Origin of the sequence: Natrinema amylolyticum (assembly GCF_020515625.1) — an archaeon.
GTDB classification, from domain to species: domain Archaea; phylum Halobacteriota; class Halobacteria; order Halobacteriales; family Natrialbaceae; genus Natrinema; species Natrinema amylolyticum.
In genome coordinates this window covers 561,977-577,077 of record NZ_JAIWPJ010000001.1, presented here as the reverse complement: position 1 = coordinate 577,077, position 15,101 = coordinate 561,977, and the positions used below count along the sequence as shown (strand labels likewise).

Annotated in this window: 15 protein-coding genes; 10 read left to right on the top strand and 5 right to left on the bottom strand. The window is 60.3% G+C overall.

All coding sequences use genetic code 11. The features are described 5' to 3' along the window. Nucleotides 1-217 precede the first annotated feature (217 nt). Nucleotides 218-715, top strand: coding sequence for a Mov34/MPN/PAD-1 family protein (locus tag LDH66_RS02915; RefSeq protein ID WP_226479576.1), 498 nt, complete (start codon nt 218-220; stop codon nt 713-715). A gap of 100 nt (nt 716-815) precedes the next feature. Further along, nucleotides 816-1,250, top strand: coding sequence for an FAD synthase family protein (locus tag LDH66_RS02910; RefSeq protein WP_226479575.1), 435 nt, complete (start codon nt 816-818; stop codon nt 1,248-1,250). A 59-nt stretch (nt 1,251-1,309) separates the two neighbouring features. On the opposite strand, the gene LDH66_RS02905 is transcribed toward LDH66_RS02910, so the two are convergent. Together LDH66_RS02905 and ilvD are read right to left on the bottom strand one after the other, a co-directional pair. Next, nucleotides 1,310-1,468: a hypothetical protein gene (locus LDH66_RS02905; RefSeq protein ID WP_226479574.1), complete on the bottom strand. Its 159-nt coding sequence runs from the start codon at nt 1,466-1,468 to the stop codon at nt 1,310-1,312. A 123-nt stretch (nt 1,469-1,591) separates the two neighbouring features. Continuing rightward, nucleotides 1,592-3,319 carry a dihydroxy-acid dehydratase gene (ilvD, locus tag LDH66_RS02900; protein ID WP_226479573.1) on the bottom strand — a complete coding sequence of 576 codons (1,728 nt, stop codon included), beginning with the start codon at nt 3,317-3,319 and terminating at the stop codon, nt 1,592-1,594. Between the two features lie 367 nt (nt 3,320-3,686). Here ilvD and LDH66_RS02895 point away from each other — a divergent pair, with 367 nt between their 5' ends. Further along, nucleotides 3,687-5,006: an alpha-amylase domain-containing protein gene (locus LDH66_RS02895; RefSeq protein WP_226479572.1), complete on the top strand. Its 1,320-nt coding sequence runs from the start codon at nt 3,687-3,689 to the stop codon at nt 5,004-5,006. On the opposite strand, the gene LDH66_RS22855 is transcribed toward LDH66_RS02895, so the two are convergent. Beyond that, nucleotides 4,991-5,113 (bottom strand): hypothetical protein, encoded by a 123-nt coding sequence (locus tag LDH66_RS22855; RefSeq protein ID WP_264182121.1) that lies wholly within the window; start codon nt 5,111-5,113, stop codon nt 4,991-4,993. The genes LDH66_RS02895 and LDH66_RS22855 overlap by 16 nt on opposite strands. Here LDH66_RS22855 and LDH66_RS02890 point away from each other — a divergent pair. From LDH66_RS02890 to LDH66_RS02865, 6 genes are all read left to right on the top strand, one after another. Beyond that, entirely contained in the window at nt 5,112-6,092 is a 981-nt protein-coding gene (locus tag LDH66_RS02890) for a beta-ribofuranosylaminobenzene 5'-phosphate synthase family protein (protein ID WP_226479571.1), read from the top strand. The two genes, LDH66_RS22855 and LDH66_RS02890, sit on opposite strands and share 2 nt — an antisense overlap. Nucleotides 6,093-6,351: 259 nt before the next feature. Next, the gene (locus LDH66_RS02885) at nt 6,352-7,188 is read left to right on the top strand and encodes an RAD55 family ATPase (protein WP_226479570.1); all 837 of its coding nucleotides are present in this window, start codon (nt 6,352-6,354) and stop codon (nt 7,186-7,188) included. Between the two features lie 84 nt (nt 7,189-7,272). Continuing rightward, nucleotides 7,273-8,130 carry a hypothetical protein gene (locus tag LDH66_RS02880; protein ID WP_226479569.1) on the top strand — a complete coding sequence of 286 codons (858 nt, stop codon included), beginning with the start codon at nt 7,273-7,275 and terminating at the stop codon, nt 8,128-8,130. Further along, nucleotides 8,127-8,630 (top strand): DUF8135 domain-containing protein, encoded by a 504-nt coding sequence (locus tag LDH66_RS02875; protein WP_226479568.1) that lies wholly within the window; start codon nt 8,127-8,129, stop codon nt 8,628-8,630. Before LDH66_RS02880 ends, LDH66_RS02875 begins: the two co-directional genes overlap by 4 nt. Before the next feature lie 60 nt (nt 8,631-8,690). Next, a complete protein-coding gene (locus LDH66_RS02870; RefSeq protein WP_226479567.1) occupies nt 8,691-9,020 on the top strand; it encodes a transcription factor S in 330 nt (109 codons plus the stop codon). A gap of 1,389 nt (nt 9,021-10,409) precedes the next feature. Next, nucleotides 10,410-11,774 carry a DUF7282 domain-containing protein gene (locus tag LDH66_RS02865; protein ID WP_226479566.1) on the top strand — a complete coding sequence of 455 codons (1,365 nt, stop codon included), beginning with the start codon at nt 10,410-10,412 and terminating at the stop codon, nt 11,772-11,774. A 292-nt stretch (nt 11,775-12,066) separates the two neighbouring features. Here LDH66_RS02865 and LDH66_RS02860 read toward each other — a convergent pair whose 3' ends face one another. Together LDH66_RS02860 and LDH66_RS02855 are read right to left on the bottom strand one after the other, a co-directional pair. Further along, nucleotides 12,067-12,414, bottom strand: coding sequence for a winged helix-turn-helix transcriptional regulator (locus LDH66_RS02860; RefSeq protein WP_226479565.1), 348 nt, complete (start codon nt 12,412-12,414; stop codon nt 12,067-12,069). 688 nt (nt 12,415-13,102) lie between these two features. Then, complete coding sequence (locus tag LDH66_RS02855) at nt 13,103-13,942, bottom strand: hypothetical protein (RefSeq protein WP_226479564.1); 840 nt, start codon at nt 13,940-13,942, stop codon at nt 13,103-13,105. A 624-nt stretch (nt 13,943-14,566) separates the two neighbouring features. On the opposite strand from LDH66_RS02855, the gene LDH66_RS02850 reads away from it, so the two are divergent. After that, nucleotides 14,567-14,962, top strand: a complete 396-nt coding sequence (locus tag LDH66_RS02850) for a hypothetical protein (RefSeq protein WP_226479563.1) — start codon at nt 14,567-14,569, stop codon at nt 14,960-14,962. The last annotated feature ends 139 nt before the right edge of the window (nt 14,963-15,101 follow it).

Below are 15,101 nucleotides of genomic sequence, written 5' to 3'. Positions count from 1 at the left end.
TTTGAGGTGGTCGCGTATAACCCTTGTCAAGAAGGGATCGGACTCGAGGGAGTCGATCACCGGCCCGTACGGTCGGGTTCTGCTGATCGATGCATCGGGAGACGACGGGGTATCTCACTCGGGGGAGACAGGGCCCAGAGCGTTCCTTCACTGCGTGGCGCTCGAGACGAACCGATGCATCGGAACGTTTAGCAACCGCAAGGCCGCACGTGGGGATATGGGGCTGTTCGACGCGCTGTTTCGCTCGAGCGAGATCCTCGGCATCGCCGAGGAGACCCTCGAGTTCGCCCTCGAGTCCTCCGAGGAGACACACCCGAACGAGTACATGGGATTTCTCCGGGGGACCGAGGCAGATCGCCTGGATCTGGATCGGGACGGGCTGGTCATCACGGACATTCTCGTGGTGCCCGGCACCGAGACCAACAGCGTCAGCGCGACCGTCAAGACGAACCAGATTCCGAACGACGTGAAGGCGCTGGGGAGCATTCACTCCCATCCTAACGGCGTGATCAAGCCCAGTAACGCGGATCTGGACACGTTCGGCCGCGGGAGCGTCCACGTCATCATCGGGGCACCCTACCGCCGGACCGACTGGAAGGCGTTCGATTCGAAGGGGGAGCCGACCACCCTGAACGTCATCGACGTGGACTTGCCCGACACCGAGGACTTCTTCGATTTCACGCAGGCGGATATCGACGAGGAACTGCGACGATGAGGCCCGCTATGCTCGAGACGATGCCACCAGCGACTACCGGACCGAGGACGATGGGATCGGCGCAGAAACCGCCGGCGGCGACAGCGAGGGGGACCGACGCGTGACGCGGACCGTCATCGCCCAGGGGACCTTCGACATCCTCCACCCCGGCCACGTCCACTATCTGGAGGAGGCCGCCGCGATGGGCGACGAACTCCACGTCATCGTCGCCCGCAAGACCAACGTCGATCACAAGGAGGCACCGATCTGTCCGGCCACCCAGCGCCGCGACGTGGTCGACGCGCTCGCGGCCGTCGACGAGGCCCTGCTCGGGCACGAAGAGGACATCTTCGTCCCGATCGAGGAAATCGATCCCGACGTGATCGCGCTCGGTCACGACCAGCACCACGACGACGAGGCGATCCGGTCGGAACTCGAGCGTCGCGGGATCGACTGCGAGGTTCGCCGGGCGAGCGCTCGAGAAGTAGGCGACAACGAGCAACTGCTCTCGACGCGGCTGATCATCGATCGGATCCTCGAGCGACGAGGGGACTGAGAAACGGAGGAGAGTCGGTTCGAGAGGAGAGCCCGCGTCTCATCTGGCCCGGTTACGGGTTAGTTCTCGAGGACGGCCGCCGGCGGCGGCAGCCGCAGCGAATCGACCGTGTGCCCCGTCTCGACGAAGTGTTCGATCGCCTTCTCCGACACCTCCTTTTCCGTGTAGCCGTCGTCGGTACTGATCTGCCAGTCACACTCGAGGCAGTATTTACACATATCCGTCTATCTGGTAGTCGGTCACAAAGCCGGGAAAGACTCGTGCAGGAAATCGAAGGGAGTGCTATCCTGAGGCCGTCTCCCGTGAGCGAGTGAAGTGGGACCGGGAGACGCGCCCGTCGATTAGTCCTCTTTGACGCCGGGGTTGGTCACGGCACCGTTGGCCGCCGAGCCGAAGGCGCGGCCGAACTTCGCCAGCACGCCGTTCTCGTAGTTGGGTTCGGGCTGTTCCCACTCCTCGCGGCGGGCCGCGAGTTCGTCCTCGTCGAGGTCGACCTCGAGGGTGCGCTCGGCGATGTCGATGGTGATCACGTCGCCGTCCTCGATGAGACCGATGGGGCCGCCGGCGAACGCCTCGGGGGCGACGTGGCCGATCGAGAACCCGCGCGTCGCGCCGGAGAAGCGACCGTCGGTGATGAGCGCGACGTCTTCCGCGTGACCCTGGCCGGCGACGGCCGAGGTGACGCCTAGCATCTCGCGCATTCCGGGCCCGCCCTGTGGCCCCTCGTTGCGGATGACGATCACGTCGCCGCTCTCGACGTGTCCCTCCTGGACGTACGCCATGGCGTTTTCCTCGTCCTCGAAGACGCGGACGGGTCCTTCGTGGTGGAGTTCGTCGTCGCCGGTGACCTTGAGGACCGAGCCGCCGGGCGCGAGATTGCCCGTCAGGATGCGGATGGCACCCTGTTTGTTTTTCGGTTCGTCGACGGTGTAGAGGAAGTCTACGTCGAGTTCCTCGATCGTCGGCGGATCGATCCGCTCGAGTTCCTCGCCGATCGTGTTACCCGTCACAGTCAGCGCGTCGCCGTGGAGCAGATCCGCTTCGTAGAGGGCGTTCAGAACGACCGGGACGCCGCCGACCTCGTGGAGGTCGTTCATCACTCGCGAGCCGCCCGGCTGGAGGTCTGCGATCTTCGGGGTGCGACGGCTGATCTCGTCGAACTCCTCGATGGAGAGGTCGACGCCGGCCTCGGCGGCCATCGCCAGCAGGTGGAGGACGGCGTTGGTCGAGCCGCCGACGGCGACCTGCAGGGCGATGGCGTTCTCGAACGACTCCTTCGAGAGGAAGTCGGAGGGTTTGCGCTGCGCCTCGACGGCCTCGACGGCGATCTCGCCGGCCTCTCGGGCGACGTCGTATCGCGACTCGTCCTCGGCCGGCGGGCTGGCGCTGCCCAGCGGCGCGAATCCGAGCGCCTCCGAGATCGAGGCCATCGTGTTGGCAGTGAACATGCCACCACAGGAGCCCGCACCGGGACAGGCGTTGCGCTCCATCTCGTCGAGTTCCTCGCCGGACATCTCGCCGTCCGCGACGGCACCGACCCCCTCGAAGAGGTTCTGGACGGTGATCTCTCGGCCCTCATGCTCGCCGGGCATGATCGAGCCGCCGTAGAGGAAAACGCTGGGCAGATCAGTCCGGATGGCGGCCATCATCATGCCGGGCATGTTCTTGTCGCAGCCACCGATCGTCACCAGCCCGTCCATGCGCTCGCCGAAGGAGACGAGTTCGACGGAGTCGGCGATGAGCTCTCGAGAGATCAGCGAGGCCTTCATCCCCTCGGTCCCCATCGAGATGGCGTCGGAGATCGTGATCGTCCCGAACTCGATGGGCATGCCGCCGGACTCGTCGACGCCCTCGAGTGCGGCGTCGGCGACGTCGTCGAGGTGGACGTTACACGGCGTGATGTCGGCCGCCGGATTCGGGACGCCGATCATCGGCGATCCGAAGTCCTCGTCGTCGAACCCCATCGCACGGAACATCGCTCGGTGGGGGGCCTTGTCCGGCCCCTCCGTCACTTCGCGGCTCCGCAACTGCTCGTCTTTTCCGTAGTCGAACTCGTCGTCGCTGCTCATGGTCGAACCTCGATTCGAAAGGGTATAAGTTACCCTTTCTCGGTCAATCGTTCGCGGGAGTTCGAGGCGGACGAACACGTTCGCCGGGTCGATGGGGATCGTCGTCCGAACGGCTCGAGTTCGACGCTCACCCGTCGGACGAGTGTCATGTGGATGGTCCGGTACGGCGACTGGTGCGAGCGATAAAATCGCTGTGCCCTGCTGAACTGCGTCGCTCTCTGTCACTGATCCGTCCGACAATCCAATGGAGACGTAATCCCTCGCGAATACGCCGCGATAACGTCTCTATTGCCGATATTTTTCCCATATAAGTACAACGGTTATTCACCCTAGATATATTTGTGAGGAAATAGTACTTCACGATTGAATGGCAGGGAATACCAACCGATCTTCTGAGCAGAACACCGAGAGAACGATCAGCAGACGGACCCTCGTCCGGGGAGCCGCGATCGCCGGACTTTCCCTCGCCGGTGCGGGGGCTGCCTCGCCGGCAGCGGCTGCGGGGGAGCGGGTCTTCTTTCAGTACTTCCACGAGACGTGGCCGACGATCACGGATGATCTCTCGCGGGTCGCCGACCGCGGCTACGACGGCGTCTGGATTCAGGCACCCCAAGAGAGCGAACTGACGTGGGAGGAGCGGGACGGCCGAAACGATCCGCCGCTCGGCTATCAGCCGGTCGACTTCCGCTCGTTCGACAGCGAGTTCGGCACCGAAGGCGACCTGCAGCGACTCATCGATACCGCACACGAGCGCGGCCTCGAGGTGTACGTCGACTGCGTGATGAACCACATGGCCGCCGACCGCGGCTATGATTTCCCGCAGTTCGACGAGGAACACTTCCACACCGACGTCGGGTCGATCGACGACTGGGACGACGAGCATCAGGTCGAACACGGCAACCTCCTCGGACTGAAGGACCTCGCGCAACTCGAGACCCACGGCCACGAGGACACCGCGCCGTACGTCCGCGAGCAACTCTACGATTACATGGCAAAGATCGCGAGTTTCGGTGCGGACGGCTACCGGTACGACGCGGTCAAGCACGTCGAGGCGGAGTTCTGGGACCGGTACGCCAACGCCTGGGCCGACGAGTTCGACATGAACCGCGTCGGCGAGGTGTTCGACGGCGGCGTCGACTACGTGCAGAATTACGTCGACACCGGCATGGACGCCTTCGACTACCCGCTGTACTTCGTGACGAACGAGGTCTTCGACTACGGCGATATGAGCCGACTCGAGGGGGCGGGCGTCACGGCCCAGGACCCGTGGCACGCCTGGCCGTTCGTCCAGAATCACGACGAGGGCGCGCCGCCGCAGTACCACCTCGCACACGCTCACGCTCTCACGATCGAGGGGACGCCGATGGTGTACAATTTGTATCCGGACGAGATCCTCGACGACGACGCGATCACCAACATGGTGTGGGTGAAGACGAACCTCGCCGGCGGAGCGACCCACTGGCGGCACACCGACGCCGACCTCGCGATCTACGAGCGAGAAAACAACCTGCTCGTCGGGCTCAACAACGACACCGATGACTGGCGCAGCGAGTGGGTGTACACGACCTGGAGCGACGAGCCGCTCAACGACTACAGCGGTACCGCCGACGACGTCACAGTCGACGACAACGGTTGGGTCGAGGTCTCGGTACCGCCGGAGGGGTGGGTGTTTTACGCGCCGTACTGATCGTCACAGCGGCGGTCGGTTCCGCCGAACCGCATCCCGGCAGCGTCGTCTCCTCGCCTTGCCACCGTCGAAATCCCCTTGACGGCGGTCCCCGTACGCCGCGACATGGCGACCGTCAGCGCAGGTGCGCGCCTCCACGTCGGCTTCCAGAACCTCTCGCTCGCTCGCGAGCGACTCTACGGCGGTATCGGTATCGGGCTCGCGGAGCCGCGAGTCACCGTCACCGCCGAGCCGGCCGAGAGCGTCGACGCCGCCGACCGTCTGGTCCGGGAGTACGCCGATCGCGCGACGGACATCCTCGACGTTTCCGGCGTCGCGGTCTCGATCGAAGAGCGGTTGCCCCGCCACGTCGGGCTCGGCAGCGGGACCCAGCTCGCGCTCGCCGTGCTCACGGCGACGGCGCGAGCGCACGGCCTCGAGCCGCGGATCCGCGACCGTGCGCCGGCGATGGGGCGGGGCGGTCGCAGCGGCGTCGGCGTCGCGACCTTCGAGGACGGCGGCTTCGTCGTCGACGCCGGCCATCCGACCAACCGGTTCACGACCGAGCCGCCGGCGGAGGGCGACTGGACGGTGCCGCCGGTCGTCGCCCGCCACGACCTACCCCCCGAGTGGCGGTTTCTGGTCGTCGTTCCGGACGCCGAGCCCGGCCGTAGCGGCGACGACGAGGACGCGAGCATGCGCGCCGTCGTCGAACGCGCCGATCCCGCCATCGCCGACGAACTCGCCGGCGTCGTCACTCGCAAACTGCTGCCGGCCGCCGCCGCCGGCCGCCTCGAGCCCTTCGGCGAGGCCGTCGCCGAAATCGGCCGCAAGAACGGTGCCTGGTACGCCGACGCGCAGGGCGGGGTCTTCCGACCGCCCGCGGGCGAGCTCGTCGAAGCGCTCGAGGAGTGTCAGGTCCTCTCGGGCGTCGGTCAGTCGTCGTGGGGTCCGGTCGTCTACGGCGTGACCGATACCGTCCACGCCGACGAGGCCGAAGCTGCGGCTCGGGATGCACTCGCGGACCGCGGACTCGAGGGGCGAGTTATTCTCGCGGAAGCGGCGGAGACGGGCGCTCGAGTTCGGACGGTCAGCGACCAACGGTAGCGACGCTATAGTAGCCACTGAAACGATTTACATACTGATCGCAACGCTGTCGTGCGATCAGATGTGCAATGACTTTCAGTGGCTACTATAGGTAGAAACGGGCAGTGGCGCGTGCAGAGTCGGAGTGAGCGGGAACGGAAACCGGATGTTCCGCGAACAGTCGAACGGGTGCGACGCACCCGTGAGACGGGGGTGAGATCGTCCCATTGATCCGAACGACTGCCACAATACGTAAACCGCTCGGTGGGAACGAACCCGTATGGAGCGGATGCCGCTCGGAATCTCGCGGCTCGACCGGATGATCGGCGGCGGCGCACCCGCCGGGAGCGTCGTCCTCCTCGCAGGCGAATCCGGTGCGGGCGCACGCGAGTTCTGCTATACGAGCGCCGCCATGAACGGTCTCGTCGATACCGACCCCGAGCTGTTCGACCTCTACTACGGCGACCTCGAGTCGGACGTGACGGTCCCCGAGATGGTCCACTACGTCTCGTTTACGGATGAACGACGCGCCGTGGTCGACGAGATGGCGTTCGTCATGGACGACGACCTCGTCGATGCCGGGATGGACGACGTTCGGTTCGTCGAGTTCGCCGAGGAGTACTTCCAGCTGACACCGGTTCCGACGGACTGGTACGCCGACGGCATGGCCGACATCACCGAACTCGGGAGTCACAACGAGCGCACCGACGTCCTCGAGGCGCTGGGGGAGTACCTGACCGAGCACGCGACGGGGAACCTCGTCGTGATCGACTCGGTGACGGATCTGGTCGCAGCGGCCGACGACCGGCTCGGTTGGTCGGACTTAACCGTCCTACTGAAGGGGCTCAAGCGCGCGTCTCACCGCTGGGGCGGCGTGATCCTCCTGCTGGTCAACTCCGAACTGCTCGGGCCGACTGAGCTGGGGCGGCTCAAGGAGGCCACCGACGGGACTCTGCTGTTCGAGTGGGAGAGCGGCGGCTCGGAGCGCGCCCGCACGCTGGTCGTCGAACAGTTCCGCGGCGTGCTCTCCCGGCTCGAGGACGAGGATATCGTCCGGTTCGAGACCGAGATCCACGACGGCGGCTTCGATATCAGTAACGTGCGCAAGATTCGCTGAGCCGCGACCCACAGTTCCGATCGGCGAACTCAGTGATTGAGTCCGAACCAAGCCTTATCCGTCCGATATCCCTACTACGGGCAGATGTCGAGCCAGGATCGCGACGATGGCGGCGTCTCGTTTGCACTCTCCGCCGAGGTCGACGATTGGGTGGCCGAAGAAGCGGCTCGGCGCGGCGAGACGCGCGACGATCTCTGTCGGCTGGTGACTGCCGCACAGCGCGTCGCGACCGACGACGATCTCGAACTCACCGATCGCGACGATCTCATCGCGCTACGGGGGCAACTCGAGGCCCAGCGCGAGGAGTTCACTGCCCTCCTCGAGGACGTGCGCGACCGGATCGTGGAAGTCAAACGCGACGCCAACGAGAAGGCTCCCGCGGAGCACGACCATCCCGACCACCCGACCGACGACGATCTGGCGGCCCTCCGCGGGGAGCTCGCCGCCCTCGAGCGGACCCTCGACGACGGGTTCGACAACTTCGAGACCGTTCTCGAGGATCTCATTGCGGAGACCGACGCGCTCGCTGACCGGTCGGCGCTGCTCGCTCGGGCCGTCGTCGATCTCCGCGAGCACCGCGACGAGCGCGCCACCCGGAAGCGCAATCGGGCGGCGACGGACGACCTCAAGCTGGCATCGAACCGCCTCGGAATCCGAACGGCGGCGTGTGCGGACTGTTCCGCGAGCGTCGATATCGCGTTGCTGACCGCTCCCGAGTGTCTCTACTGTGCCAGCGGCTTCACCGACGTCGAGGAGCGATCGTCGATCTTCGGCACCCACCGACTCGTGACCGGGGAACCGCCGGCGCTCGAGGGACGCGTCGAATCGGCGGACGAATCGCCGCCGGACGCGATCTTCGGGGCCGTCGAGGCGGAGACCGAAGCCGCGGACGACACCGACTCCCGGATTCGCCAGCCCGATCTCGGTGGGGCGAGTCGATGACCGATCGACCGCGTTCGACCGACGAGGACGGTGTCGGGTTCACGCACGACGAGACCGGCGGCTCACCGACCGATGGCGACACCGATCCCGCCCGCGATGAGAGCGATCGATCGGAGCCGCTCGCCGATCTGGCTGCGAGCATCGAGAGAACGGACGAGTCGGCCCGTTCGCGCTCGAGCGCGCCCGATTTCGACGACCTGTTCGACCGGCGAGAGAGCGTCGAGATCGACGGCGATCGCCTCTGGAAGCGACTCGAGGCGGACGGTCCAGACGCTGTACTCAGTCCGGACGGTCCAGGTGCCACGTCCGCTCCGGACGATCGAGAGATCCGTGAGATAGACAAGCGGTCCTACTGCCAGGGATGTGACCACTTCACTGACCCGCCCGCGGTCGCCTGCGATCACGAGGACGCCGAAATCCTCGCCGTCCCGACGATGACGACGTTCCGAGTCGCGGACTGTCCGTTCGCGCTCGCCGACTCGCTCGAGGGCGAGGACTAGCCCGACAGCGACGGCGACCGACTGGAGTGTTTTTGCGTGCCGAGTCCGTACACCACCGATATGCAATTCTGTGACGACTGCGGTTCGATGATGAAAGCGCGGGGCGATCGCATGGTCTGTACGAACGACGGCTGTGGGGCCTCGAACGAGCGAGACCGCGAGCAGGAAGACGCCTTCGTTACGACGGAGTCCCAGACCGACGGTGATGTAATCGAGTCCAGCGAGGAGGCGAACTTCGAGGGCAAACCGAAGGCGACGGACGTCATCTGCGACGAGTGCGGTGCCGAGGAAGCGTGGTATACCCTCAAACAGACCGCCTCGGCCGACGAACCGCCGACGAGATTCTTTAAGTGTACGGACTGTGGGAAGAGATGGAGAGAGTATAACTAACTTACTAAAAAGAGGAGCAATAGAATGCATGACAGAGATGGATTGGAGACTGGTTTCGCGGAAAATACCTCTCCTGTGCCACATGTTTGACCGATAGATCACGACCGGAACGTCGTGCAGTTGCCGCCGGAACGCCATTGTTCTGATTAGCTGCTCCAGCAATATGCGTAGCTCTGAAACCATGTTCCGGCGGTTGCTGGACCAGCATTACAAAACAGTTTCTAAGCTGGTAGATGTGTTGATCTATATCCTGAAATAGATGTTTGACAGCGTCCGATTATGTTTCGTATCGAAATCGGAGATCGTGGCGATGGAGTACAGTGAGCCGTGGTACTGAATCGACGAAAAAGCGACTTTTTCGACAGCGTGTTTCTCCTTGAGTTCACTCGAGAATATCCCAAGAAGTGTTTTCGTGCGTTTTGAATGCAGTTTCCTACCCATATATTTATTAATTAATAAATATGCAGGGGAAATAGCACTCATTGTCGATTTGGACTACAGCTCTATCGACCACAAGGTGATCCGGGTGGTTCACAGCCGTCGGCTGTCGACAGTTTTCCGTACCCAATCATGAATCGGTGATCGTCCTTGTTCGACATCGAACCTCTCCAAAACATAAATATGAGTTGAAAGTGATATACTAGCTAAATAGAGAGGATATGTAATCGCAGTAGCTTGCACGGTGTCGGCTCGAGCGTCTGGGCTCGAGGCGACATCGCCGGGGACGGTTGTTGGTGATCGCCTACCTAATCAGATACTTCTCCTCGTGGACACTCGAGAGGGTGCTCGAGGAACACATCAACGCTGTGGACGAGGATGGGACGTCCGTCCTCGATACTGTTCCAGTACCCGCTGCCGGTACCATGTCTGCCGAACGGTTCACGTATCACGTGTGGGATGGAGGGCATACTGACTCGAACACGACGATATCGACGAAACGATACCTCCGCTGTAATACGGAAACTGCACACTGAAAGAGCGGGAGCGCCTGAAGCCGTCGGAACAGTGGCTAGTTTTCGTTCGTATCGTCAGCGTCACCGGCGACATACTCGAGTGTAGTCTGCAGTTCCTGTGTATCGACAGCACGCTGTTCACCGTGCTATTCCGACAGCGATGAGAGACGGCGCCTCAAAATCGGATGGGAAAGTAGCCGTGTGAAAATAAGATGATACCGGATATGATCTGCTGACAATTGTTTATTTACGCGTTGAAGAGTAGGGTGAGAGCGTTGCTTCTGAGTCGGAATTATCCTGTTTCTCATCGAAATAGTGGTACTGATTTATCAATAAACGGTTCGACATAAGGGTGCCTTCACGGCACAACATGAACGCACGCAATCAGCTACTTGTCCTATTGACAGTGCTACTGGTACTGTGCTCGAGCGGAACGATGGTTGCAGGAGCAGCCGCTACTGCAAGCGTCGACGAGCAGACGGACGTCAGTGACGACGTGTTCGACGAATCGGCTGCAGAGAAACTGGATACGAAGGATGACCGAACGGAGACAAAGGACGATGAGAACGAATCACAACCGGCAATCGTGACTTTCGAAGAGCAGGCGACCGTCGGTGAACAGGTCGTCGTTCAGGAAGTCACTATGGCCAGTGGTGGCTTCGTGACGATTCACGACAGGAGTCTGCTCGAAGGGAACGTCGTCGGGAGTGTCGTCGGTACCTCGGACTTCCTCGAGAGAGGACCACAAGAGGATGTCGAAGTGTCCCTCGATGAACCGATCACGGACGACAGAACTCTGATCGCGATGCCACACCGCGACACGAACGACAACCAGCAGTACGACTTCGTCGAGACTGACGGTCAATGGGACATTCCGTACCGGACACCCGACGGCCAACCGGTGACTGACGCTGCTACCGTTACCGTCAGTGAAGAAGACCCAGTCGCCGAAGGTCCAGGTGAAGAAATGCCGACCGATGCTGAGGACCGGCCGAGAGTCGTTACTGTCGAAGATGCCACTATCGAAAACCTGACTGTCGAGAACGCGAGTGTTTTCGTTCTTGTCGTCAGTGAGGATATCGCCGCTGAGGAACCTGCCGAGATCGAAGAAGAAGCAGAGGAAGAACCGACCGAGGAGAACGTGACCGAGGGACCCGTTGAAATCGAGCAAGAACCGGCCGAGGAGAACGTGACCGAGGAACCTGTTGAAATCGAAGAAGAACCCGCTGAAATCGAACCGCCCGAGCCGCCGGCTGGACCGGTTGGGCCTGAAGAAGAGGCCGAGGACGAGGACAACGTCACAGCGGAACCAGATGAAGAAGAAATTGCGGTCGATGACGGAGAGGCCGAAGACGAAGAGACTGAGACAGTACAGGCCGCCATCAACTTCGAAAACCAGACGACTGACGGCGAGACGGTCGAAGTGGAACGCACGACGCTTCCCGATAGCGGATTCGTGGCAATATACGATAGCGGCCTGCTCGAAGGGAACATTGGAACGAGCTTCGTCGGAGTCTCGGAATTTCTCGAAGAGGGAGCATCTGAGAACGTCGAGGTCGAATCCGAGGAACCGCTCGCGGACGACGAAACCCTGATCGCAGTCACTCACCGTGATACGAACGAGAACCAACGGTTCGACTTGCTCGAAACCGAAGGCGAAGAGGACAGTCCGTACCTCACGTCCGACGGTGAACCGGTTACCGACGACGCGCTCGTCACCGTTGCGGCCGACGACGAGAACGGCGATGTCGCTACCAGCGACGGCGATACTTCCTCGACGGTAATCGAAGTCAGCGGATAAGAAAATTCAGAAGAATTATTTTTGAGGTGCAATATAAATACCTCTGGATAGTGGTGGGGCGAGGACGTCTTTTCACTGCAGTATGGTGGTGAGTGATCAACGATTGAGCGGATAGTTGCCGCTAACGCGTGTAGTTCACCAGTCGATATTGTAGCTAATGGCCGACAGATAGGTTATTTCCGTTCTCTGTGTTTCGGCCCTATCGCTCTCACTGCCACCACTCACGCGACTGATTTTGTTTTTGTTGCTGACGGGGAATCCAGGTCGATCATCCGTGTCTCCTGTTCCGAATTCAGGCAGTACTGAGTGTGCCCTCGCGTACCTTCTCGATGAGCGGTTCAATCGCGACCGCACGGTGAGTCAGTGAGTATTCGACGCGAACCGGACGTTCGTTGACGATATTGCGGTCAACGAATCCGCTCTCCTCCAGATCATCGAGGCTTTCGGAAAGCACCTTACTCGAAATACCATCGATATCGTTTAACAGATCGCTAAAGCCGAGGGGGCCGTTTCTGAGCAATCGGTCGATTATGACTAGATTCCATTTTCGACCGAGAACGCCCGCGAGCGATGTGAGCTCGTTCTGTATCTGCGTTGATCCGTGTATCGACAGAGTACCTGACTCTTTCCGCTCTGCCATCGTGTGATTCGATGTTTGGTTGGAACACATGATCGCTCTACTCTATACTATACAGTGGTATGCTATATACTGTCTACCAAGAGACCTCGTCGGTTCGGAACCAACCCGACTTGGATATGGAGCGGATGCACAGTACCGAACTAGGGGAGAGTACGCTCTATCACTGACCGCTTACCGAAACGAGTAGGTATGACCGAAGGGAATCATCCCTATTATGAGAACCGGGTGTGGTGCAGCGTTGAGCCGTACCAACCAGTTATTGGTGAACGGAAAAGGTCTCAAACTACGACGAGAGTATCGATGTTACTGATACCAACCGACGGTCTCTTCAACAGACCACGGGAGAGCGCTGCCAAAGGCGCCGTGGAAACACTTGCCACTCGTTGCCGACGTTCGCCCAACACTTCGGACAGCCAAACGGAAACTGCTCTCTGCGCTCCTCGACAACAAGTAGTTTCGACAGCCCGGAACCGAGCTGATCGTCGGAGTACTCCGGTATTCGTGGTGAACCGTGACCCGTCGTGGCGTAAGATGGTTTCTCGTCGACAACAAATCGTTTTCCTCTGCAATACGATCTTATTTAGGTTGGAGCGAGAGCCTGTTGCGTATTACTCCCAGTCTCGACGACGGAATCATCGACTCTCACTGCAGCATAGCTGATACGAAAGAGAGTAGTATCAGAGTGGATCTACCCAAGGGAATTGAATTCGTCGCTGTCGAAGTCGTCCATGACGTCCTCCAATTCATCGATACGGTCTTCAACGTTATCATCGATCGATTCCATCGTCTCGACTGCAGCCTCGAATTCGTCCCGGAGGTTCTGTTCAGCCGTATCGATCATTTCTCCGACCTCGTCGAGTAACTGCCGAGTGTTCGTGACCTCTCTCTGAACCACGTCTCGACTGTCAGTAGAGATCTCTTCGAGGACATCGGTGACTTCCCTGTGCTCGTCTCTCACGTCTTCGAGCGCCTCTATAGCGTCGTCAGGAGGGTCGTCAGAAGCGCTATCGGAGTCCCCTTCGAAGGTCGCATTCCCGCCGTCGGGATCCTCTTCGGTATCTCCGGATTCGTTCAAGCTGGATTCGTCATCGAAACCACCGTTGTTCGGACTATCAGACTGATTAAAGGCTGAAACCGTTTCGTTGCTCGGTTCGGTCTCCTCATCGCTCGTTTCGGCGGCAGTTTCTTCGTCTCCGATGGGAACGCCGTTGATTCGTACGGTTCCTTCGAATTGGTCCCGTACGGATTCGTTCAGTTCGTCGAGGGATTCCATCTGACCGATGGGGATACCGTTTATCGTGAGGTCATCGTCGAGATCGTCCAGATCGAGGTCACCAGTCGTACCGTCGCTGGCTCCCTCGGAGTCGGGGCCACCGTCGAACCCATCGAAGCCGGGATCGTCATCTAGTCCGTCGAAATCAGAGCCATCGTCTAACCCGTCGAAATCGGGGCCGCTATCTGTCCCATCGAAGTCTGGCGCATCCTGAAAGCCCTCGTGGTTGTCTTCCAGCTCTTCGAGGGCGTCCACTCCATCTTCGATTTCCGCTTCGAAGTCGACCAGTGCGTCCCTGATCTCCTCAAGCGCATCGTACGTGTCATCGTCGTTCTGGGTGGAATTCGCGCGAGCGGCAGTAACACCGGCTACCGCTGTGATTAGTACACCGAACTGTCCGAGTACCGTTCGTCGTTGGATGGTACGCATGATTCTGTCGTTGGATTCGCTATAGTTCGTTTGAAGATCGATTCGAGTTACTTGGGACGGATAGGGATTTCAGCCGCTATCTATACTACCAAAAGCGTTAATATAATAGTTCAGTATCGCGGTAGTAACAGCGTTTGTGCCCAGTAATGCGATTGCCTTGCGGTAAGACGGTGACGAGAGAGCGACCAAGAAAATCGATACGATATCGTTCGCTCGATTTGCACGTCGTACAGCGGTTTGAAACGACTCAGTGACTAACCCGGTCGCTCCATCGCACTGGCACCCCATCCGACAACTATTGTGAGGCCAGTAACCATGATTCGCCCGTCGAAACATGTTCGGCTCAGTAATGTAACTACGATCCGCCCCCTACGTCGAGGTAGATACCGAAGGGGAAGCGAGTAGGGAAAGTAACTACTTCCATCATCTCTTCGGTACCGACTCTCAACCATGAACGCGAAACTGCCCAGAACCGGTGTAGTGCTGGCGGTTGCCCTGCTCATCATTGTCGCCACGAGCGGGCTCGCTGTCGGTACCGCGAGTGCTGACGAGGACTTTGATGTTGCGACCGGTGATAAAGACTTCGAGGTCGACGGTCCAGACCCCGACTTCGAATACGAGGAAGACGACGAACTCGAGGCCGAAGGGGACAATATCGAGGTCGATACTGACGATACCGACGTCGACATCGACGACGATGCCGAGGTCGACTACGACGACGACGGTTTCGAACTGGACGGCGAGGATATCGATATCGAAACTGATGATCGCGACGTCGATATCGATGCCGACGAGGAGACCGAAGTCGACTACGATGGGGCCGAACTCGAAATCGATATCGGGTGATTTCCGCAGGAAGATACCAGTGGGGGTCGCCTATTTTATTAGCGGTTGATGACTGATATTGGTCTCGTGAGATGACCACAATCTATTAACAGTAGCGATTATTCGCAAGGGAAATGTCAAAGATACCGGTTTCAACAAA

Bases quoted from the DNA above. Each gene is read 5' to 3' on its own strand.
- LDH66_RS02915 (WP_226479576.1), top strand. From the start codon at position 218: ATGGGGCTGTTCGACGCGCTGTTTCGCTCGAGCGAGATCCTCGGCATC.
- LDH66_RS02905 (WP_226479574.1), bottom strand. From the start codon at position 1,468: ATGTGTAAATACTGCCTCGAGTGTGACTGGCAGATCAGTACCGACGAC.
- ilvD (WP_226479573.1), bottom strand. From the start codon at position 3,319: ATGAGCAGCGACGACGAGTTCGACTACGGAAAAGACGAGCAGTTGCGG.
- LDH66_RS02895 (WP_226479572.1), top strand. From the start codon at position 3,687: ATGGCAGGGAATACCAACCGATCTTCTGAGCAGAACACCGAGAGAACG.
- LDH66_RS02890 (WP_226479571.1), top strand. From the start codon at position 5,112: ATGGCGACCGTCAGCGCAGGTGCGCGCCTCCACGTCGGCTTCCAGAAC.
- LDH66_RS22855 (WP_264182121.1), bottom strand. From the start codon at position 5,113: ATGTCGCGGCGTACGGGGACCGCCGTCAAGGGGATTTCGACGGTGGCA.
- LDH66_RS02885 (WP_226479570.1), top strand. From the start codon at position 6,352: ATGGAGCGGATGCCGCTCGGAATCTCGCGGCTCGACCGGATGATCGGC.
- LDH66_RS02880 (WP_226479569.1), top strand. From the start codon at position 7,273: ATGTCGAGCCAGGATCGCGACGATGGCGGCGTCTCGTTTGCACTCTCC.
- LDH66_RS02875 (WP_226479568.1), top strand. From the start codon at position 8,127: ATGACCGATCGACCGCGTTCGACCGACGAGGACGGTGTCGGGTTCACG.
- LDH66_RS02870 (WP_226479567.1), top strand. From the start codon at position 8,691: ATGCAATTCTGTGACGACTGCGGTTCGATGATGAAAGCGCGGGGCGAT.
- LDH66_RS02865 (WP_226479566.1), top strand. From the start codon at position 10,410: ATGGTTGCAGGAGCAGCCGCTACTGCAAGCGTCGACGAGCAGACGGAC.
- LDH66_RS02860 (WP_226479565.1), bottom strand. From the start codon at position 12,414: ATGGCAGAGCGGAAAGAGTCAGGTACTCTGTCGATACACGGATCAACG.
- LDH66_RS02850 (WP_226479563.1), top strand. From the start codon at position 14,567: ATGAACGCGAAACTGCCCAGAACCGGTGTAGTGCTGGCGGTTGCCCTG.